Origin of the sequence: Methylopila capsulata (assembly GCF_016907975.1) — a bacterium.
In the GTDB taxonomy this organism is placed as follows: Bacteria; Pseudomonadota; Alphaproteobacteria; order Rhizobiales; family Methylopilaceae; genus Methylopila; species Methylopila capsulata.
On sequence record NZ_JAFBCY010000004.1, the window covers coordinates 132,187 to 144,786 of the forward strand.

A 12,600-nucleotide genomic window follows, 5' to 3' on the forward strand; every position below is an offset into this window, starting at 1 on the left:
GGCGTCAGGCCCTCTGGATGCGCGGATCGAGCGCCGTCTGGGCGACGTCCACGATCAGGTTGAGGCTCACGAAGAACATCGCCAGCACGAGGATCGTGCCCTGCAGCAGCGGCAGGTCGCGCTGGAAGATCGCGGCGTTGAGCAGGAAGCCGGCGCCGGGCCAGGCGAACACGGTCTCGATCAGGATCGAGCCGCCGAGCAGGTAGCCGAGCTGCAGGCCCATGACCGCGAGCGCGGTGGGGGCGGCGTTGGTGACGACGTGCTTGAACACGCCCCATTCGCCGAGGCCCTTGGCGCGCAGCGCCTGCACGAACTCTTGGGACAGGATGTCGGCGACGAGCGCCCGCACGGTGCGCGCGATGATGCCCATGGGGATCACCGACATCGTGATGGCGGGCAGGATGATGTAGCGCAGGTGCTCGAGGTCCGGCCGCCAATCGGCGGAGCCGCCGGGCCCGGCGCCGGTCGGCGGCAGCCAGTTGAGCTGGGCGGAGAAGATGATGACCATCACCATCCCGAGCCAGTAGTGCGGCACGGAGACGCCCAGCACCGAGATTGCGGAGGCGAGCCTGTCGAGCGGGCTGTTGCGGAAGTAGCCGGCCACGAAGCCGAAGAACGAGCCGAGCGCGAAGCCGATCAGCGTGGCGGCGCAGGCGAGGATCAGCGAGTTCTTCACCGCCCGCGCCACCTCGTCCAGCACGGGGCGGCCGGTCGCGATCGACTTGCCGAGATCGCCGGTCACGACCTTGCCGATCCAGAGCCCGAACTGCACCGGCAGCGGCTTGTCGAAGCCGTAGACGATGCGCATCTCGGCCTGCTGCTCGGCGGTCGCGTCCACCGGCATGATGGCGGTGAGCGGATCGCCGGGCGCGAGATGCACCAGCATGAAGCAGACCACGCTGACGCCGAGCGCGACCGGCGCGACGTAGAGAATCCGCTTCAGGATGTAGAGAAGCATGAGGCGCTGTCCTCTGGTCGGGTCGACGAGCTTGGGCCTCGGGTCCCGGCCTCAAGCCGGAACCCAGACCCGCCGGCCTTCGATGCGCTCAAAACGGCGGCGTCGCGTCTATGAGCCCCGGCGCGCGGCCGGGGCTCCAAGGGGGAACCGATCAAGGCTCCATCGTGATCGTGCCGAAGTCCTGGAACCAGTTCTGCGCCTGCACGAAGCCCTTCACCTTGGAGCTCATGGCGCGGGGGGCGACGTCGTGGGTGACGAACAGGAACAGAGCGTCGTCCACGAACTTCTCGTGCACCTTCTTCAGGATCTCGGTCTGAGCGACCGGGTCGAAGGTGGTGCGCACCTGGTCGAACAGCTTGTCCATCTCCGGATCGCAGTAATAGCCCCAGTTCACGCCGGACGGGGCCGACAGGTTGCACTGGGTCTGGCGGATGAAGCCGCTGAACGGGTCCTGGATGAAGTAGGAGTAGTTGATCGCCGTCGCGCCGCGGGCGGACGGATCCTTCGCGCCGGCGCGCCAGATGTTGATCATCTGGTTCCACTCGACGACCTCGTAGTCGACCTGGATGCCGACCTCGGCGAGGCTCTGCTGGATGAACTCGTTCATCGGCAGCGGCAGCATCTGGCCCGAGCCCGAGGGCGAGATCAGGATCCGGGTCTTGATCGGCTTGTCCGGCCCATAGCCGGCCTCGGCGAGCAGCTTCTTCGCGGCCTCAGGGTCGTAGGTCACCTTGAAGGTCGGCTGGCCGAACCACTGATGCCCGGGCGGAAGCCAGCCCTGCGCCGGGATCATCATGCCCGACAGCAGCTCCTTCATGCCCTCGCGGTCGATCGCGAGGTTCGCGGCCTTGCGCACGCGGATGTCGTTCCACGGCGAGCCTTCGATGCGGGAGAGGTGCCAGGTCCAGTTGTGGGGATAGGCGTTGGTGACGATCTGGAAGCCCGCGCCCTTGAGCGACTCGACCGCGTCGGGCGCCGGCGCCTCGATCCAGTCGACCTGGCCCGCGCGGAGCGCAGCCACGCGGGCGTTGGGCTCAGGCAGCGGCATCAGCACGAGCTTGTCGAGTTTGGGCACGCGGGTCTTGTCCCAATACTCCTTGTTCGGCGTCATCTCGGCGCGCTCGCGCGGGGCGAAGGCGGTGAGCTTCCAAGGGCCGGTGCCGGAGGGCGTCTTGGCGAAGGCCTCCCAGCTCCGGCCGAGCTTCTCCCACTGGGCGGGGGAGGACATCATGATCCAGGCGAGCTGGTAGGGCAGGGTGGCGTCGGGCGCCTTGGTAACGATCTCCAGCGTCATCGGGTCGACGACGCGGTAGGAGGCGACGGCCGGGATCCGCGACTTGCCCTGCGCGGACTGGCGCTGGTCGTACTGCGGCGCGTCGGTCTTCATCAGCTTGTCGAGGTTCCACACCACCGACTCCGCCGTGAAGTCAGACCCGTCGTGGAACTTCACGCCCGGCCGGATCTTGAACAGCCACTTCGTGTTGGTCTCGTCGCCGGGCGCGATGCCCCACTCGGTCGCAAGGCCTGGAATGACGACGGAGGGCTTGTCCGCGCTCGTCAGGTCCCAGTTGATGAGCGCGTCATAGACCGTGTAGCCCATGAAGCGCATGCCTTCGCCGCCGTTGTCCGTCTGGCCGGTCGTCAGCGGGATGTCGGAGGCGGTCATGCCGATCCGGAGCGTGCCTTGCGCCAAGGCTACGCCGTGCGCGCCGACGATCAGGGACGCCGCAAGAGCTGCGCGCGTCAGGGTCGTTCGAAACATCATGCTCTCCCCGCGGTCCGGCGCCGTCACGCCGTTGAATGCGGTGCAGCAAGCGCCGTGCCATCCAGGCGACCCAAGGTTTCGCGCGGACCCCAGTTGTGCGACGAAAGTCGAAGGAGATAGCGAATGTCTAATAAATGGGCGAATGCCGCTCCAAGAGGCATGCTTGAGGCTCGCCCGTTGACGCGCGAGGCCTTCGCCGCGTTCGGGGACGCAATCATCCCGGGAGATCAGAGCCGGCGGGTCAACGACGGCCGCGCGATGCGCCACGACGGCGTGGCGCGACTGGCGCACGACGTCCGCGCCGTCGAACCCGTCTTCGCGCTCTACGCGGTGTCGGCGTCGCTCAAGCCGTTTGCGATCGACCTGCTCGAGCGCCACCCGCTGGCGTCGCAGATCTTCGTGCCCATGCGCGTCGCCGAGCCCTACCTCGTCGTCGTGGCGCCGTCGGGGTCCGACGGCGAGCCGGCGGTGGACCGCGCCGAAGCGTTCGCAGCGCCGCCGGACGTCGGCGTGCACTACGCGTCCGGCGTCTGGCACATGCCGATGGCGGCGTTCGGCGCCGACGCCTTGTTCGCGATGTGGATGTGGGAGGCGGGCGGCGGCCGCGATACGGAGGAGCGTCGCCTGCCCGTGGCTCTTCGGGTGGAGGGGTGGTGACGCGGGCGCCGGTCGCTTGCGTCGGTCCGGTGGACTACGTAGGTTCCGCGCGCTGATGCCCGAGGTCCTGATGTTCGCTCCCCCGTCCCCGCGGCGCTCCCGTTTCGCGGCCTTCGCCGACGCCACGCGGCGGTCAGGCGTCGGCGCGTCGGCGCGCGCCTGAATGTCCCTTTTTCCGACATTCCGGAAGGAAGCGGCGCCGAGCGCCGGCCTGCCTCTCGTCGCAAGCGACCTGTTCGGTTTCGGCGATCTGGCGGCGGCGGCGGCGCGCCACATCGGCGTCCAGCGCCTGCAGCTGGAGAGTTCGGCCGCCGCGGCGTTCATCGTCGCGCTGAAGACCCTGCATCGGTTGAGCGGCCGCCGGGCCGTCGTCGTGCCGGCCTACACCTCGCCGCAGATCGCGATCGCCGTCGCCCAGTGCGGGCTCGAGCTGCGCATCTGCGATCTGGCGCCCGACAGCCTCGACCTCGATCTCACGCAGCTTGCGAGCCTGTGCGATTCCGACACCCTCGCGGTGGTGCCGACGCATCTCGCCGGCCGCGTCACCGCGGTCGCGCCGACGATCGCGGTGGCCCGTTCCGTGGGCGCCTTCGTGATCGAGGACGCCTCGCACGCCTTCGGCGCGGTGTCCGCCGCCGGCGCGGTGGGCGCGATCGGGGATCTCGGCTTCTTCAGCCTCGGGGTCGGCGACGGACTGTCGATCTTCGAGGGCGGACTGCTCTGGGCGCACGACGACGCCCTCCGCAAGGAGCTGGCGCTGACCTCGGCCCAGACCATCCCGCCGGACGCCGAGGCCGAACGGCGGGCCGCGCTGCAGCTGCTGTGTTACTGGGCGCTCTACAACCCGCGCGGGCTCGGGCTCGTCTACGGGTCTCCCCGGCGCCGCGCGCTTGCGGCAGGCGACGTCGCCTCCGCGGTCGGCGACGTGTTTCCCCTTCGCACCCCCATGCACCGCGTCGGACGCTGGCGGAGCGGCGTCGGCGCGCGCGCGATCTCGCGGTTGGCGAAGTTCCAGGCGGACGCGGCCGAGCGCGCGCGGGTTCGCCTCAGCGCGCTGGCCGCCATCCCCGGCGCGACGGTGTTCTACGACCGCCCGCAGGAGGCCGGCGTCTGGCCGTTCTTCCTGGTGCTCGCGCCTCACGCCGCAGCCTGCGAGACGGCGCTCGCCCGTCTGTGGCCGAGCGGGTTCGGGGTCAGCCGGCTCTATCGCTCCGCGCTGTCGGACTACGACTACCTCAAGACGATCGCGCCGCCGGCGAACGCGCCCAATGCGCAGGCGCTGGCCGCGCGCGCGCTGACGGTGACGAACAGCGACATGCTGGACGACGCCGGCTTCGCGCGGGTCGTCGCGGTGCTGAAGCGCAGCTTCGCCTGAACCCGCCAAGCGCCTTGCGCCGAGGCTCTTGATCTTCGCCGGGACGCCAGCCATCTCACGCGCCGAAACGCGCTGGACGAACCGGAGACCGCCCATGACCGTCGACGCCCCCGCCCCGCAGGCGACGAGCCCCGAGAGCCGCCCGTTCGAGGCGGACGTCGCCAAGCTGCTCCACCTGATGGTGCACTCGGTCTACTCCGACAAGGACGTCTTCCTCCGCGAGCTGGTCTCGAACGCCGCCGACGCCTGCGAGAAGCTCCGCTTCGAGGCGATCTCCCGGCCCGAACTGCTCGCCGACGATCCGAAACCGCGGATCACCCTGACGGCGGACGCCGCCAATCGCCGGCTGTCGATCGAGGACAACGGCGTCGGCATGAGCGGCGAGGAGATGGTCGAGGCGCTCGGCACCATCGCCCGCTCCGGGACGAAGGCCTTCATCGAGCGGGTGGAGGCGGCCCAGGGCAAGGAGGGCGCCCACCTCATCGGGCAGTTCGGCGTCGGGTTCTATTCGGCCTTCATGGTCGCGGAGCGGGTCGAAGTCGTCTCGCGCCGGGCCGGCGCGGACGAGCCGTCGATCTGGTCGTCGGACGGGCAGGGGACGTTCACGGTCGCGACCGCCGATCCCGCGGACGCGCCGGCGCGCGGGACGCGCGTGACGCTCCACCTGCTGGAGGACGCGGCCTCCTACGCCGAGGCCTGGACGCTGGAGCGCGCGGTGAAGGCGCAGTCCGGCCACGTGCCGGCGCCCGTCTATCTGGTCGAAGCCCCCGGGGTCGAGCCCCGCGCGCTCTCCGACGGCGCGGCGCTCTGGCTGAAGCCCAAAGCCGACATCTCGAAGGAGGATTACGCCGAGTTCTACCGCGGTCTTGGAGCCTTCGACGAGCCGGCCGTGACCACCCATTTCCGCGCCGAGGGGCGGCACGAATACGTCGCGCTCGCCTTCACTCCCTCGGCCGCGCCCTACGACCTGTTCGACACCGAGCGCTCGGGCCGGATGAAGCTCTACGTCAAGCGCGTCTTCATCACCGACGACGCCGAGCTGCTGCCCCGCTACCTGCGCTTCGTGCGCGGCCTCGTCGATTCCTCCGACCTGCCGCTGAACGTCTCGCGCGAGATGATCCAGGAAAGCCCGGTCCTCGCCGCGATCCGCAAGGGCGTGACCAACCGTGTGCTCGGCGATCTGGAGAAGCTGGCGGACAACGACGCCGAGAGCTTCGCGAAGGTCTGGGAGGCCTTCGGCGCGGTCGTGAAGGAAGGGATCTACGAGGATTTCGAGCGGCGCGACCAGCTGCTGGGGCTCGCCCGGTTCCGCACCACGGCCTCGGGCGAGGGCTTCCGGACGCTGAAGCAATATCTCGCCGACCTCAAGGACAACCAGACCGCGATCTATTACCTCGCCGGCGCCGAGCCCGAGCGCCTGAAGGCGTCGCCGCATCTCGAAGGCTTCCGCGCGAGAGGCGTCGAGGTGCTGCTGTTGTCGGACGCCATCGACAGCTTCTGGACCTCCTCCGTCCAGGGCTTCGAGGGCAAGCCCTTCAAGTCGGTGACGCAGGGCGCGGCCGACCTGTCGCTGATCGCGAAGCCCGAGGCCGCCGAAGACGCCTCCGCCGCCGAGGCCACGCCCGCGGTGACCGCCTTCATCGACTTTGCGAAGGCGACGCTCGGCGAGAAGGTGTCGGACGTCCGCGCCTCGGATCGGCTGACCGAGAGCCCCGTCTGTCTGGTCGCGCCCGACCATGGCCCCGATCGCCAGCTCGAGAAGATCTTGGCGGGCTCGGGGCGGGCCGGCTCCGCCGCCAAGCCCGTGCTCGAGATCAACCCGTCGCACGCGCTCGTCGCGGCTCTCGCGGCGCGCGCGGACGTCGACGCGGCGTTCAAGGAGGACGCCGTCGGCCTGCTGTTCGACGAAGCCCGGATCCTCGACGGAGAGCGGCCGGACGACGCCGCGGGCTTCTCGGCGCGGCTGGCGCGCGTTCTGCAGAAGGCGCTGTCCTGATTACGAAGAAGGGCGCGGCCTTGGCCGCGCCCTTCTTCGTTCGAGATCGGACGTAGAAGCCCGCCGCGCCGGCGACTTAGCGCGCCGGCGCCTTAGACTTCGGACGCCAGAGAGCCCGCAAAGCGTCGAGCGCGGGGCTCTTGGAGCCATGACGCAGCGGCACGGCCTTGATGGCGGGATGGTCGAAGATGGTCTCGCCCGGCTGCGCCGCGATCGGAGCGTAGGGCAGGGGGAAGGCTTCGAGCAGCGGATCGAGGTCGAAGTCGATCGGCTCCCAGGCCTTGTCGATGGCGGCCATCAGCTTCGCCCAGTCGGTGTTCTGGCGGCGGGGCTGGTGGTAGATCGGAATGCTCTTCCGCCCGACGCCGAGGTAGAGGTCGGTGATCCGCAGATCGTAGCCGTCGTTCGGATCCATCGGACGCGTCTGGAGCCCCTTCCCCTCGGCGCCGCGCGGCGCGAAATAGAGACAGGGAATGCCGTAGCTCTCGGCGAAGACCAGGCCGTGCAGGCTGGTCGACACCAGGCGCCGACAGGACAGGATCTCGTCGAGCCGGTCTTTCATCGCCGCGACGGAGACGCCCGTCACGGTGTTGATGATCTTGACCCGACCCTTGAACTCGTCCGGCACGTCGTAGCGCAGCATCTCGGGCTTAGGCTGCGTGGTGAGGCTGCGGTCCACGAGGTCGGCCAGGTGGACGATCACGCCCAGATCGTACTTCTTCTCGATCTGGGGAGCGTAGAAGCGCGGGAGCGCCCACACCGGGTCGCCGAACGCCGCCGGTCCGACCGCGTTCTCCTCCTTGAGGATCGCCCGGGTCACCGGGCCGCGGGTGGCGTAGACCTTGTAGGCGGTGTCCGAATTGGGAACGAAGGGGATCTTATCGCCGTGGTGCAGCGGATTCCGGTTCGCGGAGGTCCCCGTTCCCCACACCGACACCGAGCCGTTCTCGAAGCTGTGGGCGATGGTCCCGACGGCCGCGAGGCGCGGCAGGTCGGAGCGGTGGGCCTCGTGTATGATCGGGAGGCCCGACAGCATCGCGACCATGAAGGGACTCAGGGCGTCGCCGAGGTTGAGGTAGGTCTGGTCCCGCCCCGCCGCCACCCAACTCACAGGCGCAGCGCCGATGGACGCCGCGACTTCGGCGATCTCAGTCGAATGCAAAAAGGAACTCCTCGTCTCGCCAGGGGCGCCCGCCGGGCGCATGGGGCGTCGTTCGCCCCGACCGCAACCGACGTTCGCCCTGCATGGCGCAATTCGCGCCGAGGCTCAACACTTTGATGCCGCGCAGCAATAGATCGCAGCCGTGAAACACGACGGCGGATGGTGTGTTCAGCCACAAAGTCGCCTGATTCCGACAACTGTTGCTGCCGCTCAACACCCGACGACAAAGACTTGTGGACGAGCGGAGGCTTTCTGGCGCAGTTCGTAAGGCCTCATTTACGCTCAATTAAAGGGTTCAAGACCGTTATCGGGGCAATGATTGGCAGGGGAGCTTGCGAGCTTGGCGTATCGATGGCTCTCCGGCGGACCGGCCTTTGACCGGCGCGCGTCGTTTTTGGCGCGAGCGGTCGGACGTCGATCCCTCGTCGGGGCGTTCGGGATGGGCTCGCGATCTTCCGTTGCGTTTCGCCGACCGCCTGCGTTCGTGGCTCTTGCCGCGGGCGCGCGGATGAGCAATGTGAGCGCGCGCGAAACTGAGAAGGCGAACTGAATGTATGCGTTCAAGCGTCGTGCTTACTGGCGTCCGAGTTCTCTGCAGGCGTCGGTCGCCTGCCTCAGCGTCGCTCTCGCGACGACTCCCCTCGCCGGCTGCACGTCGCTGCCATCCAGCGGGCCGCAGGCAAGCGCGGTCGAGAGCGAAGCCAAGTCCCCGAAAACGCTTCCCTTTCGCCTTGTGAAGTACTCCGCCCAGGCCAGCAGCATCCTGTCGGCCTACGGCGAAGTGGGGATGTCGACCGACGGGTTCTTCCGCGGTGGCGGCGGCGGCGGCGCGCTTGGCGCAGGCGACGCCATCTCCGTCACGGTGATCGAACCGACCTCGGGCGGCCTCTTCACCGGCATCAGCAGCGCCAGCGCCGGCGGCGAAGGCTCCAAGATCGTCACCCTGCCCGACATCCAAATCGACGGCAGCGGGATGATCGTCTTTCCCTTCGTCGGACGCGTGAAGGCGGCGGGCAAGACGCCGACCCAGCTCGGCCTCGAGATCGAATCGAAGCTCAAGGAGAACGCGGTTCAGCCGCAGGTCCTCGTGCGGCTCTCCGCGAACCTCGCGAATCGGGTCGTCGTGGGCGGCGACGTGAAGGCGCCAGGCGAGTTCGACATCACGCCGGCGGGCGAGACGTTGCTTCAGCTCGTGACGCGCGCCGGCGGCCCGGCCGCCCGCCCGAGCGACACGGTGGTGTCGCTGACCCGCGGGTCGACCACGCGTTCCGTGCGTCTCCACGCGCTGCTGCAGAGCCCGAGCTCGGACATCCGCGTCCAGAAGGGCGACTTCATCAACGTCTCGACCGTGGCGCGCACCTATCTGATGCTCGGCGCCTCCGGCACCTCGGCGGAGTTCCCCCTGCCGGCGGAACCCCTGAGCCTCGCCGGCGCGCTGGGTCGCGCGGGCGGCCTCAACGACACGCGCGCCGACGCGAAGGGCATCTTCGTGCTGCGCTACGAGCCGCGGGCGATCGCGGACCAACTCGCGCCGGGTGGTCCTGGCGGCGGCGCCTTCGTACCGGTCGTCTACCAGTTCGACATGGGCACGGCGGGCGGCTTCTTCCTGACCGACCGCTTCAACCTGCGCCAGAAGGACATCGTCTATCTCTCGAACGCCGGCTCCGTGGAGCTGTCGAAGATGCTCGACCTGTTCCGGATGACCGTGAGCCCGGTGCTGACGGGCGCAACGATCGCCAAGACCGGGCAGGGCCTCGGCCAGTAAGGGCTCTGTCGGGATCCCACGCAGGAAAAAGGGGCGCTCCGTGGCGCCCCTTTTTTTGTCGAGCCCGATCCGCTCGGATCGATCACGCCGTCAGCTGCGCTGCCCGCGCGGGGCCTGTCAGGCGCGGATCAGCCCCTGCATGGGGCGAACCTGCTCGCTGCCGGGGAAGATCGTGCTGCCGAGCGTCTTTTCGTCGATGTCGAGCTGGTCGGCCAGGAGCCCCTTGAGCACCGCCCGCATGTCGGTGGTCGGCGCCAGATCGCGGTCCTCGAACAAGGCCTTCTCGCTGAGCCCCGGCCAATCCGCGATCACGCGACCGCCGTTCACCCGACCGCCGACCAGGAAGGCGACGCCGCCGTTGCCGTGGTCGGTTCCCTTCGTGCCATTCACCCTGGCTGTCCGGCCGAACTCCGTGACGATCAGGACGCTGGTGTCAGCCCAGACCGGTCCCATGCCGGTGCGAAGCGCCGTCACGCCTTCGTCCAGCGCGACGAGGTTCTTCGCCAGCCGGCCGTCGTAGGGGCCTTCGGCCGTGTGGGTGTCCCACCCGTCGAAGTTCATCACCGCAATCCTGGGGCCGTCCGGCGCCGCCATCAGCCGCGCCGCGGCGTTGGCGGCGAGCGCGAAGCCTTTCGAGGAGGCGGGCGCCTCTTGCTGCAGCCGCTTCATCGACGGTTCGTCGCCCAGGAACAGGTCGACCCGGGCGCCTTCGCGCAGCGCGGCGGCGAGCTTGAGGTCGCGCGCGTCGTAGAGCGCTTCCAGGCGCTGGAGCGTGTCGGCGCGGGCGTAGTTCATCGCCTGCGGCTGCCAGCTTTCGACCGGCGCCGCGCCGCGGAGAATGAGCGGCGTCGTCGCCGCGACGGCGAGGCCGCGTTTCGGGGCGAGCCGGACGCCTTTCTCGGGCTGCATGGCGGCGAGCGCGCGGTTGAGCCAACCGCTGTCCTCGCCGGTGCCCGACTTGGGCATCCCGTTCTCCAAAACCTCCTGGCCGTCGAAATGGGAGCGCGCGCGGTAGGGCGTGGCGATCGCATGGAAGATCAGGGCTTCCTTGCGATCGTAGAGGCTCGCGAGCGCCGGCATGCGCGGGTTGAGCGCGAACATGGAGTCGAGCCTGTGCGCCTCGCCCAGCTTCTGGCTTTGGAAATCGGCGCGCAGCGCCGCGAAGTCGGGATCGCCGACCGGCATCACGGCGCCGAGACCGTCCAGGCCGCCCCGCAGGATGACGACGAGCAGCCGTGGATCGCGGCTCCCCGCGGCCCAGGCCTTGGGGACGAAGGGCGAAGCGAACAGGGCCGCGCTGGTGGCCGCCAGGAAGTGGCGGCGGGTGGTGCCGGTCATCGCCTATCTCCTCTGGAAGTCGGGGCTCAGCAGCAGAAGCGTGAGCGCCTGTTCCTGGCTTTCGCCGCGCAGCACGGCGGTGCGGGTTTCGTCGGAGAGCAGGCCGGCGAGCTGCGTGTCGACCAGCTGCTTCATGTTCAGGCGATCGGCGTGGCGCGCCGACAGATCCTGCGCCCAGTCCAGCCGGGTCTTGATGCCGTCCGAGGTCGCCCAGGCGTCGTCGTCGTCCGACCAGCCCTTGGGGGAGGGCGCCGTCAGGTAGGGCTGCCCCATGGCGACGAGCGCGACATAGGGAACAGGCGGTCGCGGCGTCGCGCCGAGAAGGCGGGCGACGCTGGCGACGAACTCGATCGGAGGCCGCAGCTTGGCCGGCTGCGCCGTCCAGGCCTCGTCATGGCGCGCCAGCGTGCGAGCGAGCGCCTTCAGGTCTCCGCCCGTGTCCTCGAAGCTGCGCTCGAGCGCCGCAAGTAGGGCAGGCGAAGCCTCGTCGGCGACGAAGGCGCGGGCGAAGCGGCGCGACACATGTCGCGCGGTCGATGGATGCTCCGCCAGATCCTTCAAGATGGCGCGGAGCTGGCCCTCGCCGTCGTCGGCGTAGCGCTTGCCCAGAACCGTCTTCGCGCCGGGTTCATGCCAGGCCTCCTTGAACACGGTCGTGCCGCAGGCGTCGCTCTCCGGGTTGAGATCGACCGTCCAGCCGCTCAGAACGTTGGCGAACGAGGTGACGTCGGCCTGGGTGTAGCCGCCGTCGGCGCCGAGCGTGTGCAGTTCGAGCACCTCGCGGGCGAGGTTTTCGTTGATGCCGCGCTTACCGCGCTGGCCGACCTTGGACTTCGGGCCGATCGAGCGCTCGTTGTCGAGGTAGAAGATCATCGAGGGGTGCGTGGTCGAGGCGACCAGCATGTCGTGGAACGAGCCGACGACGTTCGGCCGCACGACCTCGCGCTGGAACGGGCCGACGGTGATCGCCACCTTGCCCTTCACCGCCGCCACCGTGAAATGGTTGCCCCAGTAAAGAGCCAGCCGCTCCTGGTACGGGCAGGGGCTGTCGCGCACCGACTCGAGCCAGGCGTGGAAGTCCTCGGCGCGGTTGTTCGCCTTCGCGACGCCGGTCATGTCGATGTCGAACTCGCCCCGGCGCTTGTCCCGCTTCTTGCGGCGGGCCATGCCGTCGTCCATGGCCATGTCGTCGTCGCCGGCCATGCCGCCGCCCGGCGCCATCTCGTTCGCCGCCGCGGCCATCTCGCCGTCGGCCATGTCGCCGCCGCCAGCCGACGCCTCGCCTTTGCGTTTGGCCTCGCGGTTCGCTGCGACCTTTTCGTTGATCTTCTCGCGCTGGTACTGCCGGCGCTCGACCATGGTGCGGAGCTGGCCGGGGGTGTCGCGGAGCTCGCCCTGATACGACGGAAGGGAGACGTCGAGCTGCCGATCGACATAGGCGCGCGGATCGGACGGCGGCCCGTCTTTCGAGGCGCCGAGGCCAAAGCGTCCGACGGCAAGGAGCGACGGATGCGTCGGTTCCATGAACCCTCCATCCTGAAAAGACCGCGGGGGCGGCGTCAACACACCTTCTACGGCGTGCTG

9 protein-coding genes are annotated in these 12,600 nt (G+C 69.2%); 4 read left to right on the plus strand and 5 right to left on the minus strand.

The window, feature by feature from the left end; all coding sequences use genetic code 11:
- Positions 1-4 precede the first annotated feature (4 nt).
- Both JOD31_RS16580 and JOD31_RS16585 read right to left on the minus strand, forming a co-directional pair.
- Positions 5-958 (minus strand): ABC transporter permease, encoded by a 954-nt coding sequence (locus JOD31_RS16580; protein ID WP_204951545.1) that lies wholly within the window; start codon positions 956-958, stop codon positions 5-7.
- Positions 959-1,109: 151 nt separating this feature from the next.
- Positions 1,110-2,720, minus strand: a complete 1,611-nt coding sequence (locus tag JOD31_RS16585; RefSeq protein WP_246482558.1) for an ABC transporter substrate-binding protein — start codon at positions 2,718-2,720, stop codon at positions 1,110-1,112.
- 162 nt (positions 2,721-2,882) lie between these two features.
- Between JOD31_RS16585 and JOD31_RS16590 the strand changes: the two genes are divergently transcribed.
- The 3 genes from JOD31_RS16590 to htpG all read left to right on the plus strand — a co-directional run bounded on the left by JOD31_RS16590 (position 2,883) and on the right by htpG (position 6,751).
- Complete coding sequence (locus JOD31_RS16590; RefSeq protein ID WP_204951547.1) at positions 2,883-3,380, plus strand: ureidoglycolate lyase; 498 nt, start codon at positions 2,883-2,885, stop codon at positions 3,378-3,380.
- Between the two features lie 163 nt (positions 3,381-3,543).
- The gene (locus tag JOD31_RS16595) at positions 3,544-4,755 is read left to right on the plus strand and encodes a DegT/DnrJ/EryC1/StrS family aminotransferase (protein WP_204951548.1); all 1,212 of its coding nucleotides are present in this window, start codon (positions 3,544-3,546) and stop codon (positions 4,753-4,755) included.
- A gap of 94 nt (positions 4,756-4,849) precedes the next feature.
- Positions 4,850-6,751 carry a molecular chaperone HtpG gene (gene htpG / locus JOD31_RS16600; RefSeq protein ID WP_204951549.1) on the plus strand — a complete coding sequence of 634 codons (1,902 nt, stop codon included), beginning with the start codon at positions 4,850-4,852 and terminating at the stop codon, positions 6,749-6,751.
- Positions 6,752-6,827: 76 nt separating this feature from the next.
- Here htpG and JOD31_RS16605 read toward each other — a convergent pair whose 3' ends face one another.
- A complete protein-coding gene (locus JOD31_RS16605) occupies positions 6,828-7,913 on the minus strand; it encodes a polysaccharide pyruvyl transferase family protein (RefSeq protein WP_204951550.1) in 1,086 nt (361 codons plus the stop codon).
- A 550-nt stretch (positions 7,914-8,463) separates the two neighbouring features.
- Here JOD31_RS16605 and JOD31_RS16610 point away from each other — a divergent pair.
- Positions 8,464-9,678, plus strand: coding sequence for a polysaccharide biosynthesis/export family protein (locus JOD31_RS16610; RefSeq protein ID WP_204951551.1), 1,215 nt, complete (start codon positions 8,464-8,466; stop codon positions 9,676-9,678).
- Positions 9,679-9,795: 117 nt separating this feature from the next.
- Here JOD31_RS16610 and JOD31_RS16615 read toward each other — a convergent pair whose 3' ends face one another.
- Both JOD31_RS16615 and JOD31_RS16620 read right to left on the minus strand, forming a co-directional pair.
- On the minus strand, positions 9,796-11,016 hold the full coding sequence (locus tag JOD31_RS16615) for a DUF1501 domain-containing protein (RefSeq protein ID WP_204951552.1): 1,221 nt from the start codon (positions 11,014-11,016) through the stop codon (positions 9,796-9,798).
- Positions 11,017-11,019: 3 nt separating this feature from the next.
- Entirely contained in the window at positions 11,020-12,540 is a 1,521-nt protein-coding gene (locus JOD31_RS16620) for a DUF1800 domain-containing protein (protein ID WP_204951553.1), read from the minus strand.
- Positions 12,541-12,600: the final 60 nt, after the last annotated feature.